The sequence below is a fragment of the Burkholderia sp. HI4860 genome (assembly GCF_002223045.2).
GTDB lineage: Bacteria > Pseudomonadota > Gammaproteobacteria > Burkholderiales > Burkholderiaceae > Burkholderia.
Genome location: NZ_NKFO02000003.1, coordinates 1050232 through 1070592 on the forward strand (window position 1 = coordinate 1050232; position 20361 = coordinate 1070592).

A 20361-nucleotide genomic window follows, 5' to 3' on the forward strand; every position below is an offset into this window, starting at 1 on the left:
ATACGTGCCGGGCCGGGCACTCGTTCTCGCTTCACCCGGCATTTCGGGCGGATCAGTCGCAAGGAAGACGGCCACCCCGCCCCCGCTCCGCTCAAACGCCTGTTTTACTTCAGGCCGGACGCCCTACCCCACGGGCTTTCCCCACCGATTTTTAACGCAGTCGTACATCCACGCGCCACATTTGCGACAATGACGGACTTTGACGCGCGCGCCGCGGCCACGTGCCGCCGCCGAACGCCGCGTAACCGTCGCCGCATAACTGTCTGCTTCCGATGTCGCTTCCCCATATCGATTTGCTGTACTCGTTGTCCGGCCTGTTCGTCGGCATCCTCGTCGGCCTGACGGGAGTTGGCGGTGGTTCGTTGATGACGCCGATCCTCGTGCTGCTGTTCGGCGTCCACCCGGCAACGGCGGTCGGCACCGACCTGCTGTACGCGGCCGCGACCAAGGCCACCGGCACGCTCGTCCACGGCCTGAAAGGCTCGATCGACTGGCGCATCACGGGCCGGCTCGCGGCGGGCAGCGTCCCGGCCGCGGCCGTCACGCTGTGGTGGCTGCATACGCACGGGATGAACACACCGGGCACCGCGCGGATGATCCAGCTCGTGCTCGGCATCGCGCTGCTGCTCACGTCGCTCGCGCTGATCTTCCGGCCGCAGCTCACCGCGTTCGCCGCACGCAACCCGCTCGCGCCGAGCCCCGCGCGCACGCTGTGGTCGACCGTGCTGACGGGCGCCGTGCTCGGCATGCTCGTGTCGATGACGTCGGTCGGCGCGGGCGCGATCGGCGTGACCGTGCTCCTGCTGCTGTATCCGGCGCTCGCGACCACCCGCATCGTCGGCTCCGACATCGCGCACGCGGTGCCGCTCACGCTCGTCGCGGGCATGGGGCACTGGCTGCTCGGCTCGGTCGACTGGTCGATGCTGCTGTCGCTGCTGCTCGGCTCGCTGCCCGGCATCGTGCTCGGCAGCTTGCTGTCGGCGCGCGCGCCCGAGCGGCTGCTGCGCAACCTGCTCGCCGCGACGCTCGTCGCGGTCGGCGTGCGGCTCGTGCTGGCGTAATACGCGGCGCGACTCGCGCATCGACTTCCTCTCGCCCCAGACGAAACACACCGCCTGGGCTCACGCCCCGGCCTTCCCTTGTCTTGGCAGTCGTCCGGACAAGTCTTACGACGTACCGGTCAGCGTATGCGCCACGGGCAGGTATTTCGTCAGGATGCTCAGCATGGTGGCGGCCTCTGCCTTCGACACCGGCGGAAACGGCGAAACGTACGACGTTCCATTGCGACGCTCGTGCGCCTTCGTGATGAAGGCAAACTCCTGGGGGCTCACACCCAACGAGGCGGACACCCGCTGGATGGCGAGGTTGCGGCCGGCATCTTTGGTTCGCACTTCGTAGAATTCCAGGATGGCCTGGACTACCTGAAAATAGCCTTCGTAGGCCAAGGTAAATACCTGCAGATGTCGAGCGGAATCCAACTCGTCGGCAGTTACCTTGTAGTCCGCGGCATTGCGAAGGAAGCCGGCGATTGCCCCGGGCGTCGGAGCAACCTCATCGAAGGCATTTGCCTTGATCAGGTTTTCGTATTCAGTCGGGCGCGACATCACAGTATCCTCAGCGTAGGGCTTTGCGCGATCTGGGCCATGACCGGATCGGCTTCTACCAGCGCAGTCCATTCATCGGGCTCGTACAAAGAGAAGTTGACGGGGCGTAGCAGGTTTTGCTCGACCACGTGCAAGGCTTCAGATAGCTCGAGGAGCGGGACGTTCCCGATGACGATCAGGTCGATGTCACTACGGCCGCTGTCGGTACCCTTGGCCACTGAGCCAAACACGAACGCCGTGGAGATGTGCGCGGCAAAGGGCAACAAGGCTTCCGTCAACGGCTCCGCAACGGCAAATGACTTGCGCGCGATGCTGACCAGTTCCGGATAAAGGACGAATTCCGTATTCGCTCGGATGCTCCGCTGTCGCCCGCGCCTGGCGTCTTCCTTCAGGACGCCAACCTCGACCAGCCGGTCCACCTGCTTTTGAGCGCTTCCGCGCCCGCTGTTTGCCAGAAGCAGCAGTTCCTGGAGCGTAAAACTGCGGTCAGGTTGCAGCAGCGTGGCCCCAAGGACCCGTTGCATGCCCGGCGTGAAGAGAAAATCCGCGAGACTCACGACAATCCTCGATTTGGGGATGATCAGCCTCATTATAGGGATTTCCAACAAATCCTCAATAGAAGGCCAATCATCCCCATTTTGAGGATTACGGCGCTAATCTCCGGAAAAGACGATGCCCCGCAAGTCCATGACTCACGGGGCATCTTGGGGAACGACAGCACCGCCATCAACACACGTCACGTGACGAATTCCAGCACGTGGCCGGGCAGCGCCTTGACATCACGTCAGGCGGCGCAAGCCGCCCACAGCGCTCACTGCCCCTGCTGCTGCAACTTCTGCTGCTTGAGCTGCTGCGTGCGCATCTGCAGCTTCAGCACGCGCTGCAGCGCCGTGCGGTTGGCGAGGATGCCGTCGTAGAAGTTGGCGAGATCGCCCTTCAGCGCGGTCCGCGACGCGTCGTTCAGGTAGATCATGTGGCCCGACGGGTAGTTCTTGATCGTCAGGTTCTGCGCCTTGAGCGTCGGGTCGAGCGGCATCTGCGCGAGCGTCAGCTCCGTCTGGTGGAACGGCGTGACGGCGTCGAAATAGCCGTTTGCCGACAGCACCTTCAGGTCCGGGTTCACGCTCATCGTCGACGCCAGGTCGCCCGCCGTGTACAGCGTATTGCCGCCGCCCTTGTTCGCGCCGGTCGGATCCGTGTGGCTGAAGTCCCAGTTGTTGAAGACCTGGTCGTTCAGGTCCACGAACGACGACGTCGACGTGTACTTGAGGTCGGTGTTGATGTAGCTGTTCCAAAGCACCGTGTACGCGCCGCCGACGTTCGTGATCGACGGATCGTTGCTGCCCGAGTTCGGCAGGATGTACGGCGCGATGCCCTTGCCCGTGAAGTTCGCGCGACCGTCGTACTGGCCGATCTGCGTGCCCGGCACGAGCGTCAGGAAGAACGTGTACGGCGGGTTGTCGTTCGACGACGGCACGTTGCCGAGCGCGGCCGGGTTGCCGAACGTCTGGATCAGCGACGTCGGATCCGTGCCGATGTACGCGCCCATCTGCTGCGCGGTCTGCAGGTTCAGGTTCAGACGCACGTTCACGAAGCCGCCGTCCTGCGGGTTCGGCTTCTGCGCGAGCGGCGCGAGCGTGTTGTCCGCGTAGTTGCGGGCCTGGACCATGTACGCGTCGAGGTCGGTCGGCGTCGGGTTGAGCGTCGTCTTCTTCCAGTAGAACGCATCGGCCGCGAGCGTCGGGAACGTGCCCGGCGCGGACAGCGCATTCGCGTAGTCGAGGATCGACGACTGCAGCGTGATCCCGTTCAGGTCGATGCCGTCCTCATGCAGCACCCACGACACGACCGCGCTGCGCGCGGTGCCGTACGACTCGCCGTACAGGAACTTCGGCGAATTCCAGCGCGAGTACTTGGTCAGGTAGCGCTGGATGAAGCGGTCGATCGAGCGGGCGTCCTGGTCGGTGCCCCAGAAGTCCTTGTTCTTCGCCGGGGCGATCGCCGCCGAGTAACCGGTGCCGACCGGGTTGATGAACACGAGGTCGGTGCGGTCGAGCAGGCTGTCCGGGTTGTCGAGCAGCTTGTACGGCGCGGGCGGCGTGAAGTTCGGGAACGACGACTGCAGGCGCTTCGGCCCGTACGAGCCGAGCAGCAGGTAGACCGACGACGAACCGGGGCCGCCGTTGTAGAAGAACGTGACCGGGCGCGGCTTCGACGGGTCCGGATTGTCCTGCGTGTACGCGACGTAGAACATCTTCGCGTTCGGTGCCGACGTGACCGGATCGATCGTCGTCAGGTGGCCCGTGGTGGCCGTGTACTTGATGGCCTTGCCGCCGATCGTGACCGTCCGGTGCACGACGGCCGCCCCTTCCGTGGAATCCGTGACCGCGTCGTTCGGCCCGGTGCCGTACACGTCGTTGTCGACGTACGGCTGGTCGGCCGCGGCGGCCGTTGCGGTGGTGTTGGCCGACGTGCTGGCGCCGGCCGACGTCGCGGCGGCGGCGGCAGCCGAAGCGGCCGGGCTCGACCCGTCGTCGCCGCCGCACCCCGTGACGAGCAGCGCAGCGGCCGCTGCCGCGGCGAGCGGCACGCTCAGTGTCGTTCCGAATAGCGCGAAACCGTCTTTCAAGGACTTCCGTGTCGTCATTATTGCCTCTCGAACAGAACGATAAATACCGCCGGTCGCAAAGGATCATTTGCGCCGGCGCTCCGCACCGGGAATGCATTCGTTATGCGACGCACTCCGAGTTTTTTACCGGTTCGGCGAATACCGACCGGCATGATTTACCCCACCCATATTTTTTTGCGACTGCACAATGGAATCAATTCCATTGCGAACGACAATTCGATAATCCGCAGCAATACCGATTCATTCAGCGCATTTGCGTACGCACAAAATCGACGGCAAAGGAATGCCCCGCCAGGCCAGCCGCAGCAAGGGCGCCTCGCTTCGAACAGACGAACAATCCCCCTCGGCGAGATCCCGATTAATCGCAAAACGACGATCAATCGCGACTCGAGCCGATTTAATAAAATCGAAAGGATCGATTAACTAAACGGAAAGAAATATCTCGTATCTGGAATTTATTAAATTAAGTGAAAATACCGGCGCATATTAGGGTTCCGATTTATCCCCGTAAAGTAATAATTTGTTACGGCGCTCGCCATTCCGATAAAAGGCAGTTCGGGACCGATTCCAGAGCACCCAAAAGAAAAAGCCGGACGACCGTCCGGCTTCGTGAGGGCGGCGCGGCGCGCGCCGTCAGAGCGGCACGTCGATCGCGCCGGCGCCGGTCGTGATCGCGTTCGCGCCCGGCGCGGCCGAGATCGGCGGCAGGTTCGCGCTCGTCAGCGCGGGCGCTGCGCCCGGCGTGCCGCCGCGCGGCACCGTGCGGATGACCTGCGACGGCGGCAACGGCGCGCCGTTCCTCAGGTGCTTCCACATCAGGTTCAGCGCCTGCAGGTTGTAGTAATGAACCGGCACGAAGCGCGTGTCGAAGCCCGGCACCGGCAGGAACGCGTCGAAGTGCTGGCCGTTCGTCACCTCGTAGAACACGAGCTGGCTGCGCCCGCCTTCGCTGATGCCGTTCTGCGCGACGTACGCGCGCGACGCGTGGTTCACGGGCACGAGCGCGTCGCTGCGGCCCTGCACGATGATCGCCGGCTTGCCCTGCAGGTTCGCGTTCACGCGCACCGCGTCGACGTTCGCGGGCATCCCGAGCATCCCGTTCGTCCAGAGCTGGCGCAGGCACAGCGCGCCCGCGAAGCTCCCGTCGGGCGTCGCGAGCCGGTGGTCGACGCCCGCGCCCGTGTTGAACACGAGGTTGATGCCGGCCGTCGGCGGCACGCCGTTGCCGACGCCGAACACCGCCGGCATCGGCGACGTGGCGGGCGCGGCGACGGCGCCCGTCGCCGGGTTCGTCGTCGCGAAGCTGAAATTGCACAGGTTGTCGGTGACGCGCGAGCGCGTGTACGCGTTCGCATACGTGACCGCGATCGCCGGAATCGCCTGCGAATCCCACATCGGCGCCTGCAGCAGGTCGGAATCGGCGAGGTAGCCGGCCGCGTGGAGCTGCGCGAGCGCGTCGGCGGCCTGGCTTTGCGTATCGGCGCCCGACACGAGCCCGGCCGCGGCGAGCGTCGCGCAGCGCTGGGTGCGGATCGACTGCGTGGTGGCCGCCGGCAGCGCGCTCAGGTACGGCGCGTCGGCAAGCGACGCCGACGCGGCCGCGCACGGCTCCAGCAGGTTCGCGAGCGTCGCGTAGTCGGCCAGCGGCCGGCCGAACGACGGCACGGGCTGACCGCCCGAGCGCACGACCGCGTTCGGCGCCATCCGCACGTTGATCTGCGGCTCGCCGACCACGACTGCGGTGATCCAGCCGCGGTTGTCCTGTTCGGCCGCCGCGAGCGATGCCCCCCCGCCGTTGCTGACCGACGCGGCGATCGTCGTGATGTCGCCCGCGCGATAGCGCACGCCGTGATGCGAGCCGTCGACCAGCGGCCCGAACTGCTCGTTGAGCGCCCAGTACGCGAACTCGACCGACTGCAGCGTCACGCGCCCCCAGTCCTGCTCGGGATTCTGCTGCGAATGCGCGTGCTTGAACGCATAGCGGTTCGGGAAGCGGGAATTGAACGTGGCGAGATCGCCGCTGGTGACGTTCGCGGTGAACAGGCTCGCGGTGCCGGCCAGCACTGCGTTGGCGAGCGTGCCGTCGATCAGCGTGATGGTGTCCGACATCAGCTCGTGCGCGCCGTTGCCGCCGCCCTTGTCGTTGTAGGCAACCGCGCAGCCGCGCTTGAGCGCCCATTCGCCGGCCGCGGAAATCGCGCCGTACACGCCGCGCGAGCCCGACGACGTCGCGGTGACGATGCACGGCTGCGCGGGATTGAAGCTGGCGGGCACCTGCACGAGCAGCGTGACGTTCTTGCTGCCGCTGCCGTCGTCGGCGTACGCGAGATATTCGGTGCCGGGAATCTTGCCTTCGCCGAGCGTGTCGTTGCCGTCGAGGTCGACGTTCGGCCCCCAGAAGCGGCCGTAGCCGCCGTTTGCGCTCATGTCGACGAGCGCGCGGTAGTTCGACCAGATCGCGAGGCGGCGCAGCTCGGCGGCCGTCGGCCGGGCGGCATTCGCGAAGCCGGGGGCGCTCGCCGCGCCAAGGCCCGTCTTGCCGAGGCCGGCCGTCAGCAGGTCGTCGCTCGCGCCGTCATAGGCCGTCGTGCGCACGCTGCCGGACACGAAACCGGGCAACCGGTTGCGCTCGGCCGACTCGTCGCCGTTACAGGCGCCGAGTATCGCGACCGCGGCCAGCGCCGCGCCGAAAACCATCCGCCTGCCCCACCCGAGTCTCGTCATCGCCGCCCTCTCGATATCGTTATCGGTCCGCCGCCGCTTCGTGCGGCTTGCGGCCTCTCAAGCGCAAACGGGCCCCGGCATGCCGGGGCCCGCCTGAAAACGGGCGCATGCGGCGCTCGCGCGCCGCCGCCCGGCGTTACTGCTGCTGAACCGTCAGCTTGTTCGACACCGACGTCACGCCGCTCACGCCCTTCGCCGCCTCTTCCGCCTTGTCGATCTGGGCCTGGTCGGGCACCGTGCCCTCCAGCGTGATCGCGCCGCCCTTCGAGCGCACGACGATGTTCGCCACGTCGATGCCGCCCGCCTTCGTAATGGCCTTGCGCACCGCATAGCCCAGCTTGCGGTTCGCCTTCTTCGCGGTCTTCGCGGCGGCCTTCGGCGCGCTGGTCGCGGCCGCGGGCGCTTCCGTTGCCGCGGCGTCGCTCGACTGCGCATACACGCTGCCCGACAGACAGGCCGCCACGGCGGCGACACCCAACGCTCTCAACACGATCGACTTCATGCTATCTCCTTATCACTCCGGAACGGCCGTGCACAGTACGGCCGATTACCCCCAAAAGCAGCCGGCCCGCGCGCGAACGGGCGGGACAGCCGGTGTTTTCCACGGCGATACGAGAGAGGCGAGACGGGCTGGCGGCTGGCGCACGCGAAAGCGGGCCGGCCGGGCCGGACAGCCGCCGGCCGAACGCGCCCGGTCTCATTGCGTGCCGGGTCGCGCGCAAATCGGGCGCGGCTGCGTCGCACAATGTAATCCAGCGCCCGCGGAAGCGCAAAGCTTTTGACGCGGGGCCGCCCGCCACTGTCGCCGCGGGGCCGCGCCAGGCCGCCCCACTCGCGCACGCCCGGTGAAACCGGGTACCATCGCCGCGAGCATCGGCGTCGTCCATGACCACCGTCCGATCGTCACCGATACGTCACGCCAGCGTCATCCACCGCCCCCATGAAGCCAGCCCGCCCTCGTCCGCCTCGCCGCATCCTCGCCCGCTTCGTCGCGGTGTCGTGGCGCGACCTCGCGCTGTCGATCGGCCCGACCGTGCTGCTCGCCGGCGCGGCCGTCTGGCTCGCGGTCAAGCTGATCCAGCCGGCCCCGCCGTCCACGCTCGTGATCTCGTCCGGGCCGCCCGGCAGCACGTACTGGAACGCCGCGCAGAAATACAAGACGATCCTCGCGAAAAACGGCGTCACGCTCGACGTCCAGTCGTCCGAAGGGTCCGCCCAGAACCTCGCGCGGCTGTCGAACCCGAACGCGCCGGTCGACGTCGGTTTCGTGCAGAGCGGGATCGGTCCGAAGGAGCGCGACGAACACCTCGTGTCGCTCGGCAGCATCGGCTACGTGCCGCTCGCGATCATGTATCGCGGCCCGGTCGTCGCGCGCCTGTCCGACTTCAAGGGCAAGCGGCTCGCGCTCGGCGCGGAAGGCAGCGGCGCGCGCGAGCTGAGCCTCGCGCTGCTGAAGATGAACGGCATCGTGCCGGGCGGCTCGACCGAGCTGCTGCCGACCGCCGGCGAGGACGCGGCCACCGCGCTGCTCGACGGCAAGATCGACGCGGCGTTCCTGTCCGGCGACTCGACGCAGATCCCGGTGATGGCGAAACTGTTCCGCGCGCCCGGCGTGCACGTGTATTCGTTCACGCAGGCCGAGGCGTACGCGCGGCGCTTTCCGTACCTGACCGCGATCACGCTGCCGATGGGGGTCTACGATCTCGGCCGGAACCTGCCGCCCGCCGACATCCACACGGTCGCGCCGACCATCGAACTCGTCGCGCGCGACTCGCTGCACCCCGCGTTGTCCGATCTGCTGATCGAGGCCGCGCGCGAGGTGCACGGCCACGCGACGATCCTGCAGCACGCGGGTGAATTCCCGTCGCCCGTCACGCGCGGCTTCCCGCTCTCCGACGACGCCGCGCGCTACTACAAATCAGGCAAGACCTTCCTGTACCGGCGGCTGCCGTTCTGGGTCGCGAGCCTCGTCGACCGGCTGCTCGTGGTGGTCGTGCCGCTGATCGTCGTGCTGATCCCCGGGCTGCGGCTCGTGCCGTCGCTGTACGGCTGGCGCGTGCGCTCGCGCATCTACCGCTGGTACGGCGCGCTGATCGCGCTCGAGCGCAGCGCGCTCGGCGAGCACACGGCCGAGGAACGCGTGCAGTTGCTCGACGAGCTCGACGACATCGAGGAAGCCGTAAACCGGATGAAGATGCCGCTCGCTTATGCCGGGCAGTTCTACGTGCTGCGCGAGCACATCGGCTTCGTGCGCGAACGGCTCACCCCGCACGACCAGGACACGCCGGCCGGCCCGCCGGGCGCCGGCGGCCCGCCGCAGGCACGTGCCGAAGCCGCGCCGCCGGCCGGCACGCCCCCTCGGGCGACTCCCGGTTCCGCGTAAGCGGACGATCCGCGATCATTGCCGCATGCGCGCGCCGCCGCGTAACATGGAGGCCGCCGCCAGGCGCCGCTCGCCCCACCCTCTGGAGATCGCCATGACAACCGGCCTCGACACCGCCCAACCCGCCTGGTTCTACGACTTCGTGTCGCCGTTCTCCTACCTGCTCCTCGAACAGCTCGACAAGTGGCCGGACGTGCCGTTCGAGCCCGTCGCGGTGTCGCTGCCCGACCTGCAGCGCCACTGGGGGCAGCGCTCGAGCGCGGACGTGCCCGCCAAGCGCGTGTTCACGTACCGTCACGCACTGTTTCGCGCCGAGCAGCTCGGCATCCGCTTCAAGATGCCGCCCGCCCATCCGTTCGATTCCGACAAGGTGTTGCGCCTCGCGATCGCGCTGCGCGCCGACATCGCGACCGTGCTGGAAATGTTCCGCTTCATCTGGCACGACGGCAACGACCCGTCGACACCGGAAGGCTTCGCGGCACTGTGCGAGCGCGTCGGCGTCGGCCACGGCGACGAACTGATCGAATTCGAGGAGACGAGCGCGCAGTTGCGCCGCAATACCGACGACGCGATCGCGCTCGGCGTGTTCGGCGTGCCGACGTTCTGGATGAACCAGCAGCTGTTCTGGGGCGAGGACGCGCTGCCGATGGTGCTGTACTGCGCGCGCACGCCGAACTGGCTCGAATCGCGCGAGGTCAAGCGGATCAGCGTGCTGCCGAAGGGCCGCGTGTGATGGCCGGTATCACGCACGCCAACGTGCGGCTGCGGTAAGGTTACGCTTCCCCGGAATCCCCTTCTACGATGGAAGAAAACGACCGTACCGCCTCGCTCGATATCTGGCTCGTGCGCGTGTTGCGCACGCTGCTGCTCGAGCGCAGCGTGACGCAGGCCGCGCTGCGGCTGAACCAGACCCAGCCGGCGATCAGCACCGCGCTGCGCAAGCTGCGCGAGACGCTGAACGACCCGATCCTCGTGCGCGGCAAATCCGGCATGGTGCCGACCGAATACGGCGCGTCGCTGCTCGAGGCCGCGCAGCGCGCGCTGCGCGAGGTCGACTTCATCGCGACGCCGCACGGCGACTTCGATCCGTCGTCCGCACGGCGCACGTTCCGCGTCGCCGCCCCCGATTACCTGAACGATTTCTTCATGCCGACGCTGATCGAGCGCTTTCGCGACGCGGCGCCGCATGCGCATCTGGAAATCGACTCGCTGAATCCCGCGCTCGATCACGCGGGCGCGCTCGAATCGGGCGCACTCGACCTCGTGATCGGCAACTGGCCGAAGCCCGACCCGCAGTTCGCACGCCAGGACCTGTTCTCCGACACGATCGTGTGCTTGATGCGCGACGCGCATCCGCTCGCACGCGAGCCGCTCACGCGCGAAGCGTATGCGTCAGCCGCACACGTCGCGCCGACGCCGTACACCGGCGACAAGCGCAACGCGATCGAGATCGGCCTGGCACGCGCGCGCCTCACGCGGCGCATCGTGACGACGCTGCCCTACTTCGGCATCGTGCCGCAGGTACTGCTGCAGTCGGACCTGATCTTCACGACGACGCGCCGCTTCGCGACACACTACGCGCAGTTGCTGCCGCTCGTGGTCGTCACGCCGCCCGTGCCGTTCCCGCGCATCAAGAGCTACCTGCTCACGCATCCGCAGCCCGACCGCCCGACCGACATCGCGTGGCTGTGCGCGCTGATGCAGAGCGTGTCCGACGAGCTGACGGTTCCCCGCAGCCGCAAGCGCTGAGCCGCGACACGATACACGGCACGGCCGCTCGAGTTCAGGCCGTACAGAAGGTTTCCTGCAGATGGGCCCAGCGCACGACGCCCGCCGCATCGCGCTCGAACACGGCGGTTGCGCGGCGCGCGGGCAGCTCGCCCGACGTGGCGTGCTGCGCTTCGAGATAGGTGACGGTCGCATGCGACGCATCGGCCGCGAGCACCCGGATGTCCGACAGCGTGATGCGCAGCCCCGGCTTCGCGCCGGCGAGCTTCGCGAACAGCGCGCGCGTACCGTCGTGATCGACCTCGCGGCCGTCGGTCAGGATCATCGTGAATTCGGTGGAAAACGCGGCGAGCAGCGCATCGAGCGCCTCGGGTGCGGTATCGACGCCGGACAGCCAGCGCTCGATGGCGACGAGGCTCGCATCGAGCGCGTCGAGATAAACCTGATGATCGGACATGGCACGTGCACGGTAAGGCGCGGCCCGATGCCGCGCGTCGTCGTGCAGTGTATGCAAAATCGCGCGGCCCTGCGCTGGCCGCGCGGCGCTACCGCGTGCAGGACTCGTCGTCGCGCGCACGCCCCGAAGCGGTGGCCTTCGCGTCGGCCACCGGCATGCCCGAGCGCGCCTGCAGCAGCTCCGCGCACACGGCCACCGCGATCGCGCCCGGCGCCTTGTCGACGATCCCCGCAACGCCGATCGGGCACACCATCTCCACGAGCCGCGCCGGATCGACGCCGCGCGCGGCAAGCCGGCGCTCGAACTTCACGCGCTTGGTGCGCGAACCGATCATCCCGAAGTATGCGTAGTCGCGCCGCCGCATGATCTGCGCGGCGAGCGAGAAGTCGAGCGCGTGGTTGTGCGTCATCACGAGGAAGTACGCGCCGGGCGGCGCGGCGTCGACGACGGCCTCCGGCGTGTCGGTCGGCTCCGGCTGCACGTTCGGCGGACATTCGTCCGGGAACAGCTCGTCGCGCGTGTCGACCCACTGCACGACGCACGGCAGCGCGCCGAGCAGCGTGACGAGCGCGTGACCGACGTGCCCGGCGCCGAACAGCACGATGTGCATCGGCGCCGGCGTGCCGGTCGCGCGATTGCGCTGGCCGGTGCCCGGCGCGAACGCCGGGTCCGACGCGGTGCAGAGCGAGCGGGCGGGGCCGTTCATGTCAGCCTCCGCTGGGCCGCCCCAAGGAGGCTGACCGCCCCCTCGGGGGGAGCCGTGCATGGGACCGGAGTAAGCGCTGAAGCGCCAACTCCGGTCGACAGCGAACGAAGTGAGCGTGGGGGCTGTTTCATCTCAGCCTCCTCCGGGCCGCCGCAAGGAGGCTGACCGCCCCCTCGGGGGGGCCGTGCATGGGACCGGAGCAAGCGCTGAAGCGCCAACTCCGGTCGACAGTGAACGAGGAGAACGTGGAGACCGTTTCATCTCAGACAGCCTGGGCGGCGCGTGCCGCCCGCACCGCGCTGACCGCACGCAGGATCGACTCGCCGGTCGCCGGCGCATCGAGCGGCGGGTTCACCTGGTAGTCGCCGACCGCAGCTACTGCATCGCGCACCGCGAAGAACACCGAGAACGGCAGCAGCAGCGGCGGCTCGCCGACGGCCTTCGAACGGTGGATGCTGTCCTCGACGTTGCGGTTGTTGAACAGCTTCACGTTGAATTCGGGCGGCGTGTCGTTCACCGTCGGGATCTTGTACGTGGACGGCGCATGCGTCATCAGCTTGCCGCCCTTGTTCCACCACAGCTCCTCGGTCGTCAGCCAGCCCATCCCCTGGATGAACGCGCCTTCGACCTGGCCGATGTCGAGCGCCGGGTTCAGCGACGCGCCCACGTCGTGCAGCGCATCGACGCGCAGCGTGCGCATCTCGCCGGTCAGCGTGTCGATCACGACTTCCGACACGGCCGCGCCGTACGAGTAGTAGTAGAACGGCCGGCCCTGCAGCTTCGACTGATCCCAGTACAGCTTCGGCGTCGCGTAGAAACCGTCGGACCACAGCTGCACGCGCGCGAGGTACGCCTTTGCGATCACTTCGTCGAACGGCACGCCGTTGCCGCCCACCCACACGATGTCGTTGGCGAACTTCACGTCGGCCGCATCGACCTTGCCGTCGCCGAACTGCTTCGCCGCGAACACCGCGAGCCGCTCGCGCAACTGGCGCGCCGCATCCTGCGCAGCCTTGCCGTTCAGGTCCGAGCCCGTCGACGCAGCGGTCGCGGACGTGTTCGCGACCTTGCTGGTGTCGGTTGCCGTCACGCGGATCCGGCCGAAGCGGATGCCGAGCTCGTGCGCGACGACCTGCGCGACCTTCGTGTTGAGCCCCTGCCCCATCTCCGTGCCGCCGTGGTTCACGAGCACCGAGCCGTCGGTATAGATGTGCACCAGCGCGCCGGCCTGGTTGAAGTGCGTGACGTTGAACGCGATGCCGAACTTCACCGGCGTGATCGCGATGCCCTTCTTCAGCACCGTGTTGCGTGCGTTGAATTCGCGCACGCCCGCACGCCGCGCGCGGTAGTCGCTCGTCGCTTCGAGTTCGCCGAGCAGCTCCTGCAGCACGTTGTCCTCGACCGTCTGCCCGTACGGCGTGACGTTGCGTTCGGTCTTGCCGTACAGGTTCGCATAGCGGACGTCGAGCGGATCGCGATCGAGCGCGCGCGCGATGTCGTCGAGGATGTACTCGATCGCGAACGCCCCCTGTGGGCCGCCGAAGCCGCGGAACGCGGTATTCGACTGCGTGTTGGTCTTGCCGCAGTAGCCGGCGATGTTCACGTCGCCCAGCCAGTACGCGTTGTCGAAGTGGCACACTGCGCGCGTCATCACCGGGCCCGACAGGTCGGCCGAGAAACCGCAGCGCGACGTCATGTCGAGCGCGACGCCGTCGATGCGGCCGTCATCGTCGTAGCCGACGTCGAAGCGGTAATGGAAGTCGTGCCGCTTGCCGGTGATCATCATGTCGTCGTCACGGTCCGGACGCAGCTTCACCGGGCACAGCAGCTTCCACGCGGCGAGCGCCGCACAGCACGCGAACAGGCCCGACTGCGATTCCTTGCCGCCGAACCCGCCGCCCATCCGGCGGCACTCGACGAGCACGTTGTGCGACGCAACGCCGAGCACATGCGCGACGAGGTGCTGCATCTCGCTCGGGTGCTGCGTCGAGCAGTACACGTGCATCCCGTCGTCGTCCTTCGGCACCGCGTACGCGATCTGCCCTTCGAGATAGAACTGCTCCTGGCCGCCGAGCAGCATTTCGCCCGACTCGCGATGCGGCGCGACGGCGAGCCGCGCCGCCGCGTCGCCGCGCGCGAGCTTCAGCGGCGGGATCACGTAGGTTTCGGCCGCGCGCGCTTCCTGCGCGGTGAGGATCGCCGGCAGCTCCTCGTAGTCGACCTGGGCGCGGCGCGCGGCGAGCCGCGCGGTTTCATGCGACGTCGCGACGACGATGAACATCGGCTGGCCGACGAACTGCACGATGCCCTTCGCGAGCACCGGGTCGTCGTGGATGATCGGGCCGCAATCATTGACGCCCGGGATGTCGTCGGCCGTGAACACGGCGACCACGCCGGGCGTCGCGCGCACCGCGTCGAAGTTCATCGACACGATCTTCGCGTGCGGTTTCGCCGACAGGCCGAGCGCCGCGTGCAGCGTGCCCGCGACGACCGGGATGTCGTCGGTGTAGGTGGCACGCCCGCTGACGTGCAGGTGCGCGGATTCGTGCGCGCGCGATACGTGGACCTGCGCCGCGTCGGCTTGCGGGTCGAGGGTGCTCAGGAACGGTTCTGCTTGCTGGTTCATGTTCGGTGTTCTCCGTCTTCAGACGCGCGCCGCGTCGGTGCCGGGTTCGGCGGCCACTTCACGCACATTCAGGGCTTGCGGCGGCAGCGGGTCGTGCGGGCGCGTCTCCAGCCAGAAGCGATACATCAGGTTCTTCGCGGTATCGAGACGGTACGTGCTCGTCGCGCGCATGTCGGACAGCGGCTGGTAGTCGCGCTCGAGCGCCTGCATCGCGGCCTGTGCGGTGGCTTCGTGCCACTGCGCGCCGTCGAGCACGGCTTCCGTCTGGGTCGCGCGCTTCGGTGTCGCGGCCATCCCGCCGAACGCGATGCGCGGCTCGCGGATCGTGTCGCCGTCCGCGATGAACGCGAACGCCGCGCACACGGCCGAGATGTCGGAGTCGAACCGCTTCGACAGCTTGTACGTGCGGAACTGCAGCTTCTCGCGCGCGCCGGTGCGGGTCGGCACCTTCAGGCCGACGACGAATTCGTGCGGCGCCATGTCCTTCTGCTGATAGCCCGTGTACAGCGCCTCGAGCGGCAGCTCGCGCACCGTGTCGCCGCCGCGCAGCACCACGCGCGCGCCGAGCGCGATCAGGCCCGGCATCGAATCGCCGATCGGCGAGCCGTTCGCGACGTTCCCGCCGATCGTGCCCGCGTTGCGGATCGGCAGCGACGCGAAGCGCTTCCACATCTCGGTCAGTTCCGGATACTGGCCGGCCAGCGCCGCGTACCCTTTCTCGACCGTCACGCCAGCACCGATTTCGATCCAGTCGCCGCCGTGCACGATGTTCTGCAGTTCGGCGATCTGGCCGACGTAGATCAGGTCGTCGAGCCGGCGCATCTGCTTGGTGACCCACAGACCGATGTCGGTACTGCCTGCCAGGATGCGCGCGTCGGGCCGCTCGACCTTCAGCGCGGCCAGCGCGTCGAGCGTGCGCGGCGCCGCGAAACGCGCGCCGTTGATCGTCGTGTAGTCGAACGTCTCGTCGCGCTTGAGCGACGCGAGCGTGCGGGCCAGCGCGGCCGTGTCGACCGGCGCCGACGGCGCCGGTGCATCGAACATCTGCACGGCCGCATCGACGATCGGGCGATAGCCGGTGCAGCGGCACAGGTTGCCGGTCAGCGCATCGGCGATCTCGGTGCGCGTCGGCACGTCCTTCGCCTTCGCGCACGTGCCGGCACGGCCGCAGCCCTCGTGGCCGTGCTTCTCGTACAGCGCCCACATCGACATCACGAAGCCGGGCGTGCAGAACCCGCATTGCGAACCGTGGCAGTCGACCATCGCCTGCTGCACCGGATGCAGCGCACCGTCCGGCTGACGCAGGTCCTCGACCGTCAGCAGCGCCTTGCCGTCCAGCGTCGGCAGGAACTGGATGCATGCGTTGACGGCCTTGAACTCGACCGCGCCGGCGTCGGTCAGCTCGCCGACGACGACCGTGCACGCGCCGCAGTCGCCTTCCGCGCAGCCTTCCTTGGTGCCGGTGCAATGCGCGTCCTCGCGCAGGTATTGCAGCACGGTGCGGGTAACGTCCGCGCCGCTGACTTCGCGGATCGCGTGACGATGGTAGAAGCGGATCGGCTCACTCATGTCTCGATGGTTCTTCAAATGGGGGCAAGGCGGCCCGCGCTATGCGCTCGACCGACGTTTTTCTGACAGTTTGCACGCTATCACCATCAAATTTCGCAACCCATAGCCCATCACGCATGGGGCCCATATAACTGCCGCGATATGAGCGCCGGGCCCGCCCGGCGGCCTTTCCACACGGCGCTCCCGGCCCCTTTCCCGCGCGCTCGCGACCGTCCGGGATGCCCGAAAACAGGTCGCGATTAACTAAATGGTACCTGCGGGAAAACCGGTTCCATGGGAAAATCCCGATTCCCTTTTTCGCCGTCCTCTGTCCGTTTCGTTCATTCGTTCCGACCCCATGTCAACCGATTCCGCCACACCGCCGCGCAGCGGGTTCGCGGTCACGCTGCAAATCGTGTCCGTCGTCTGTTTCACGTTCATCTGCTACCTGACTATCGGCCTGCCGCTCGCGGTGCTGCCGGGCTTCGTCCACGGCGACCTCGGCTTTTCCGCGATCGTCGCGGGCGGCGCGATCAGCGTCCAGTATTTCGCGACGCTCGCGTCGCGGCCGCTCGCCGGGCGCCTGGCCGATACGCTCGGCCCGAAGCAGACGGTATTGCGCGGGCTGGTCGGTTGCGGCGTGTCGGGCGTGCTGCTGCTCGTCGCGCTGCTGCTCGCGCACTGGCCGGTCGCGAGCCTCGTGCTGCTGGTCGCGAGCCGGCTCGTACTCGGCGTCGGCGAGAGCCTGTGCGGCACCGGCGCGATCCTGTGGGGCATCGGGCGGGTCGGCGTCACGCACAACGCGAAGGTGATCTCGTGGAACGGCATCGCGACCTACGGCGCGCTCGCGCTCGGCGCGCCGGTCGGCGTCGCGATCGCGAATACGCTGAATCCGGCGCTGATCGGCGTGATCGTGATCGCGCTGGCCGCAATCGGCTTCTACCTCGCGCGCCTGATCGCTTCGGTGCCGCTCGTGCACGGCGAACGGATGTCGTATGCGAGCGTGTTTACGCGGGTACTGCCGCACGGCCTCGGCCTCGCGCTCGGCTCGGCCGGCTTCGGCTCGATCGCGACCTTCGTCACGCTGTACTACGCGGCGCGCCACTGGCCGAACGCCGCCCTGTCGCTGACCGTGTTCGGCACGTTGTTCATCGGCGCGCGCCTGCTGTTCGCGAACACGATCAAGACGTACGGCGGCTTCCGCGTCGCGATCGTGTCGTTCGCATTCGAATGTTCGGGCCTGTTGCTGCTGTGGCTCGCGCCGGTGCCGCACATCGCGCTCGTCGGCGCCGCGCTGACCGGCTTCGGCTTCGCGCTGATCTTCCCGGCGCTCGGCGTCGAGGCCGTCGCGCTCGTGCCGCCCGCGAGCCGCGGCGCGGCGCTGTCCGCGTACTCGGTGTTCCTCGACCTGTCGCTCGGCATCACGGGCCCGCTCGCCGGCTATGTCGCGGGCGCGTTCGGCTATCCGCAGGTGTTCCTGTTCGCGGCGGCGGCGGCGGCGGCCGGTGTCGCGCTGTCGATGGTGCTGTACCAGCGGCAGGCGCGCGTGGCGGAGAGCGGCGCGACGGCATGAGAAGCGGAGGCGCGTTGCCGCGCGCGCCACGCGGGTTCAACGCAGCAGTATGTTGAAGTCCCGCAATACGCCGGCCGCATCGGGATGCCCCCTGAATGGAACGGCGCGCCCGAGCGAGAGCTTCGGTTTGGCACGATCGAACAGCACGAGCGCTTCCGACGTGTTGAGATGGCGCGACATGTACAAAAAACCCGTCGACGCGACGGGGATGCCGGTGGACGGCAAGCGACCACTGTTGCGGAACGTCGTACGGTGCGATGGTCGACAACGCACCGTCACCACCGAGATTCTTCAGCGGCAAGCCGTGCAGGACGGCGACGGTCAGCGGCACGCCGTCAAATGAAAGAACGTAGCGATCGAGTTCGGTCGTCACGAGCGGAAAACCGCCCAGCACCAGATCGGCGACTTCGTCGTGCAGCACCGTCTCGGCGAATGCGCAATGCAGATCGAAGCCGAAATAGCTCGTGCCGTACCGCCGCCGCTTGCGCGGATCGTCGAAGCGATTGCCGCCCGATTTCCCGAAGTAAGGCTCGCCGGTCGCATATCGCGAGATACGCACCAGCGCCGTCGGCGCAACGTCGCGAGTCACCAGCGTTGCGCTCACGAAATGTTCCCCCGGCGCCGTCAGCAAACGCACCACCTAGCGCTCGGCGAACGCCGTGGCGGCACGCTCGACTTCATCCACCTTCCCGCGCGACAGCGCGACGAGTGGCGTAACGTTGCCCAGGGACGCCTTCGGCGTCGTGAAGAACTGCCATTTGCTCCATCCCGGCAAACCGCCCAGACATTGGGTCACCTTGCCCAACGTCTTGCGATCGATGTCCCCCGCCAGGTAGAAGGCCGGGTAGTACTGTGCGGCGCCGACATCGACCGTGAAGATCCGGCCGGACGCCACGGCCTTGCTGAGCGCCTGCCGCGTCATGCCGAGGCCGACCCATGTCTGCGCGGCAGGCAGCAGCTTGCCGTCGGCGACCAGCATGCGCCGTTCCGCCTGCACCTGCCGCTCCGGATCGGCGACGACGCCCGCCGCCCGCTTCTTCCCGGCGGTCGGCTTCCTGTCGCGCGTCGCGGCCGCAGCGATGCCGAACGTGATCGTGCCAGCCAGATCGATGACCTGCGCGATGCCGACCTTGAACAGGTGCCCCAATTGCTCGTCAGACAGGCTGAGCAGCGCCCGCGCGCGATCCGGGCCGAGCATGGTCGCCGCGCCGACAGCGCTGCGCAGCGCTTCCTCCGTCTCGACGTCAAGAACGACGGCCGTCCCTTCCAGCGTATGAGCCCGCGCAATCATCATCACCTCCCGTCACGACCGGAATGATCAAGCGTAGCCCCGACTCGAAACCAAGTCAACCGTGTCAACCGAATCGACCGTGCGCCACGTTCCTCGATCGTGCGTTCGCGCAGCCCCGAACGTCTCACGCCGCCCGCAAAAACAACCGCCGCGTCAGGTCGAACGCGACCAGGTTGCCGGCCACCACCAGCAGCAGCCCGACCACCGCGAGCGGCGACCACTGGTAGCCCTCGAACACCGTCGACACGGCCAGCGCGACGATCGGGAACAGCACCGTGCAGTACGCGGCGCGCTCCGGCCCGATCCGGCCGACGAGGGTCAGATAAGCGGTAAAGCCGATCACCGAACCGGGCACGGCGAGGTAGACGAGCGCGCCGAGATAACGCGGGCTCGTGTCGAGCGTGAACGGCATCCCGGCCACCATGCTGCCGACGGTCAGGATCGCCGCGCCAATCAGCATCGCCCAGCCGTTGGTCGCGAGCGGGTGCAGCCCCATCGACTGCATCCGGCTCGACAGCAGGTTGCCGATCGAGAAACACATCGTGCCCGCGAACGCGATCGCGAGCCCCGTCCACGTCGCGTGGTCGTCGAGATGGCCGGCCATCTGCTGCCAGAACAGGCACGCGATGCCGGCCAGCCCGAGCAGCGCACCGGCGATCGCCGATGGCCGCAGCGGACGGCCCATGAACAGCCGGCCGTTGATCGAGTTCAGCAGCGGCGCGGTCGAGAAGATCACCGCGACGAGGCCGCTCGGCACGACCTGCTCCGCATAGTAGAAGCACAGGAAGTTCAGGCAGAACAGCGCAAAGCCCTGCGCGAGGAGAAAGCGCCACGCTTCGCGCGGCGGGCGCACCGGCCGGCGCATCACGCGCAACAACGCGAACAGCACGGCGGCCGCGAGCCAGAAGCGCCAGGCGATCGACACGGGCGGCGGCACGGCGCCGAGCTGCCATTTGATCGCGATCCAGGTGGTGCCCCAGATCAGCACGGTGACGAAATAAAGCGACAGGTTCATGGCGACAACGATCCAGAAAGCAGGTGAAACGGATCCCGACTATGCCGCCGCCCGGCGCGCACCGATTGTCCGGAATT

Annotated in this window: 17 protein-coding genes and 1 pseudogene; 5 read left to right on the forward strand and 13 right to left on the reverse strand. The window is 67.7% G+C overall.

Translation table 11 applies throughout. The features are described from left to right. Positions 1–272: 272 nt before the first annotated feature. Entirely contained in the window at positions 273–1061 is a 789-nt protein-coding gene (locus tag CFB34_RS20185) for a sulfite exporter TauE/SafE family protein (RefSeq protein ID WP_089439348.1), read from the forward strand. Between the two features lie 105 nt (positions 1062–1166). Here the strand turns inward: CFB34_RS20185 and CFB34_RS20190 are convergent, their stop codons facing one another. The 5 genes from CFB34_RS20190 to CFB34_RS20210 form a co-directional block, all read right to left on the reverse strand. Then, complete coding sequence (locus tag CFB34_RS20190) at positions 1167–1604, reverse strand: hypothetical protein (protein ID WP_089439347.1); 438 nt, start codon at positions 1602–1604, stop codon at positions 1167–1169. After that, complete coding sequence (locus CFB34_RS20195; protein ID WP_089439346.1) at positions 1604–2194, reverse strand: nucleotidyltransferase domain-containing protein; 591 nt, start codon at positions 2192–2194, stop codon at positions 1604–1606. Before CFB34_RS20195 ends, CFB34_RS20190 begins: the two co-directional genes overlap by 1 nt. A 221-nt stretch (positions 2195–2415) precedes the next feature. Continuing rightward, positions 2416–4251: a peptidase S1 gene (locus CFB34_RS20200; RefSeq protein WP_089439345.1), complete on the reverse strand. Its 1836-nt coding sequence runs from the start codon at positions 4249–4251 to the stop codon at positions 2416–2418. Positions 4252–4866: 615 nt separating this feature from the next. After that, the gene (locus tag CFB34_RS20205; RefSeq protein WP_089439344.1) at positions 4867–6957 is read right to left on the reverse strand and encodes a D-(-)-3-hydroxybutyrate oligomer hydrolase; all 2091 of its coding nucleotides are present in this window, start codon (positions 6955–6957) and stop codon (positions 4867–4869) included. 136 nt (positions 6958–7093) lie between these two features. After that, positions 7094–7459, reverse strand: a complete 366-nt coding sequence (locus tag CFB34_RS20210) for a BON domain-containing protein (protein ID WP_089424630.1) — start codon at positions 7457–7459, stop codon at positions 7094–7096. A gap of 438 nt (positions 7460–7897) precedes the next feature. Here CFB34_RS20210 and CFB34_RS20215 point away from each other — a divergent pair, with 438 nt between their 5' ends. The 3 genes from CFB34_RS20215 (at position 7898) to CFB34_RS20225 (ending at position 11089) form a co-directional block, all read left to right on the forward strand. Then, complete coding sequence (locus CFB34_RS20215) at positions 7898–9340, forward strand: TAXI family TRAP transporter solute-binding subunit (protein WP_089439343.1); 1443 nt, start codon at positions 7898–7900, stop codon at positions 9338–9340. A gap of 94 nt (positions 9341–9434) precedes the next feature. Next, entirely contained in the window at positions 9435–10073 is a 639-nt protein-coding gene (locus CFB34_RS20220) for a 2-hydroxychromene-2-carboxylate isomerase (protein ID WP_089439342.1), read from the forward strand. A gap of 68 nt (positions 10074–10141) precedes the next feature. Further along, a complete protein-coding gene (locus CFB34_RS20225; protein ID WP_089439341.1) occupies positions 10142–11089 on the forward strand; it encodes a LysR family transcriptional regulator in 948 nt (315 codons plus the stop codon). Positions 11090–11123: 34 nt separating this feature from the next. Here CFB34_RS20225 and CFB34_RS20230 read toward each other — a convergent pair whose 3' ends face one another. The 4 genes from CFB34_RS20230 to xdhA all read right to left on the reverse strand — a co-directional run bounded on the left by CFB34_RS20230 (position 11124) and on the right by xdhA (position 16426). Further along, positions 11124–11525: a polyketide cyclase gene (locus CFB34_RS20230; protein WP_089439340.1), complete on the reverse strand. Its 402-nt coding sequence runs from the start codon at positions 11523–11525 to the stop codon at positions 11124–11126. Between the two features lie 88 nt (positions 11526–11613). Next, on the reverse strand, positions 11614–12231 hold the full coding sequence (gene xdhC / locus CFB34_RS20235) for a xanthine dehydrogenase accessory protein XdhC (protein ID WP_089439339.1): 618 nt from the start codon (positions 12229–12231) through the stop codon (positions 11614–11616). A gap of 262 nt (positions 12232–12493) precedes the next feature. Further along, entirely contained in the window at positions 12494–14857 is a 2364-nt protein-coding gene (gene xdhB / locus CFB34_RS20240; protein WP_089439338.1) for a xanthine dehydrogenase molybdopterin binding subunit, read from the reverse strand. 18 nt (positions 14858–14875) lie between these two features. Continuing rightward, positions 14876–16426: a xanthine dehydrogenase small subunit gene (gene xdhA, locus CFB34_RS20245; RefSeq protein ID WP_089439337.1), complete on the reverse strand. Its 1551-nt coding sequence runs from the start codon at positions 16424–16426 to the stop codon at positions 14876–14878. A 337-nt stretch (positions 16427–16763) separates the two neighbouring features. Here xdhA and CFB34_RS20250 point away from each other — a divergent pair, with 337 nt between their 5' ends. Beyond that, on the forward strand, positions 16764–17978 hold the full coding sequence (locus CFB34_RS20250; RefSeq protein WP_089439336.1) for an MFS transporter: 1215 nt from the start codon (positions 16764–16766) through the stop codon (positions 17976–17978). Between the two features lie 36 nt (positions 17979–18014). On the opposite strand, the gene CFB34_RS20255 is transcribed toward CFB34_RS20250, so the two are convergent. The 4 genes and pseudogenes from CFB34_RS20255 to CFB34_RS20270 all read right to left on the reverse strand — a co-directional run bounded on the left by CFB34_RS20255 (position 18015) and on the right by CFB34_RS20270 (position 20284). Beyond that, positions 18015–18158 (reverse strand): hypothetical protein, encoded by a 144-nt coding sequence (locus CFB34_RS20255; RefSeq protein ID WP_242808739.1) that lies wholly within the window; start codon positions 18156–18158, stop codon positions 18015–18017. A 58-nt stretch (positions 18159–18216) separates the two neighbouring features. Then, positions 18217–18618 (reverse strand): annotated as a pseudogene (locus CFB34_RS20260) (RES family NAD+ phosphorylase); the annotation flags it as partial. Then, the gene (locus tag CFB34_RS20265; protein WP_242808729.1) at positions 18619–19272 is read right to left on the reverse strand and encodes a hypothetical protein; all 654 of its coding nucleotides are present in this window, start codon (positions 19270–19272) and stop codon (positions 18619–18621) included. A 121-nt stretch (positions 19273–19393) separates the two neighbouring features. Then, positions 19394–20284: an EamA family transporter gene (locus CFB34_RS20270; protein WP_089439335.1), complete on the reverse strand. Its 891-nt coding sequence runs from the start codon at positions 20282–20284 to the stop codon at positions 19394–19396. Positions 20285–20361: the final 77 nt, after the last annotated feature.

Bases quoted from the DNA above. Each gene is read 5' to 3' on its own strand.
- CFB34_RS20195 (WP_089439346.1), bottom strand. From the start codon at position 2,194: ATGAGGCTGATCATCCCCAAATCGAGGATTGTCGTGAGTCTCGCGGAT.
- CFB34_RS20255 (WP_242808739.1), bottom strand. From the start codon at position 18,158: ATGTCGCGCCATCTCAACACGTCGGAAGCGCTCGTGCTGTTCGATCGT.
- CFB34_RS20200 (WP_089439345.1), bottom strand. From the start codon at position 4,251: ATGACGACACGGAAGTCCTTGAAAGACGGTTTCGCGCTATTCGGAACG.
- CFB34_RS20225 (WP_089439341.1), top strand. From the start codon at position 10,142: ATGGAAGAAAACGACCGTACCGCCTCGCTCGATATCTGGCTCGTGCGC.
- CFB34_RS20190 (WP_089439347.1), bottom strand. From the start codon at position 1,604: ATGTCGCGCCCGACTGAATACGAAAACCTGATCAAGGCAAATGCCTTC.
- xdhB (WP_089439338.1), bottom strand. From the start codon at position 14,857: ATGAACCAGCAAGCAGAACCGTTCCTGAGCACCCTCGACCCGCAAGCC.
- CFB34_RS20230 (WP_089439340.1), bottom strand. From the start codon at position 11,525: ATGTCCGATCATCAGGTTTATCTCGACGCGCTCGATGCGAGCCTCGTC.
- CFB34_RS20250 (WP_089439336.1), top strand. From the start codon at position 16,764: ATGTCAACCGATTCCGCCACACCGCCGCGCAGCGGGTTCGCGGTCACG.
- CFB34_RS20205 (WP_089439344.1), bottom strand. From the start codon at position 6,957: ATGACGAGACTCGGGTGGGGCAGGCGGATGGTTTTCGGCGCGGCGCTG.
- CFB34_RS20210 (WP_089424630.1), bottom strand. From the start codon at position 7,459: ATGAAGTCGATCGTGTTGAGAGCGTTGGGTGTCGCCGCCGTGGCGGCC.
- CFB34_RS20270 (WP_089439335.1), bottom strand. From the start codon at position 20,284: ATGAACCTGTCGCTTTATTTCGTCACCGTGCTGATCTGGGGCACCACC.
- CFB34_RS20220 (WP_089439342.1), top strand. From the start codon at position 9,435: ATGACAACCGGCCTCGACACCGCCCAACCCGCCTGGTTCTACGACTTC.
- CFB34_RS20215 (WP_089439343.1), top strand. From the start codon at position 7,898: ATGAAGCCAGCCCGCCCTCGTCCGCCTCGCCGCATCCTCGCCCGCTTC.
- CFB34_RS20185 (WP_089439348.1), top strand. From the start codon at position 273: ATGTCGCTTCCCCATATCGATTTGCTGTACTCGTTGTCCGGCCTGTTC.
- xdhC (WP_089439339.1), bottom strand. From the start codon at position 12,231: ATGAACGGCCCCGCCCGCTCGCTCTGCACCGCGTCGGACCCGGCGTTC.
- xdhA (WP_089439337.1), bottom strand. From the start codon at position 16,426: ATGAGTGAGCCGATCCGCTTCTACCATCGTCACGCGATCCGCGAAGTC.
- CFB34_RS20265 (WP_242808729.1), bottom strand. From the start codon at position 19,272: ATGATGATTGCGCGGGCTCATACGCTGGAAGGGACGGCCGTCGTTCTT.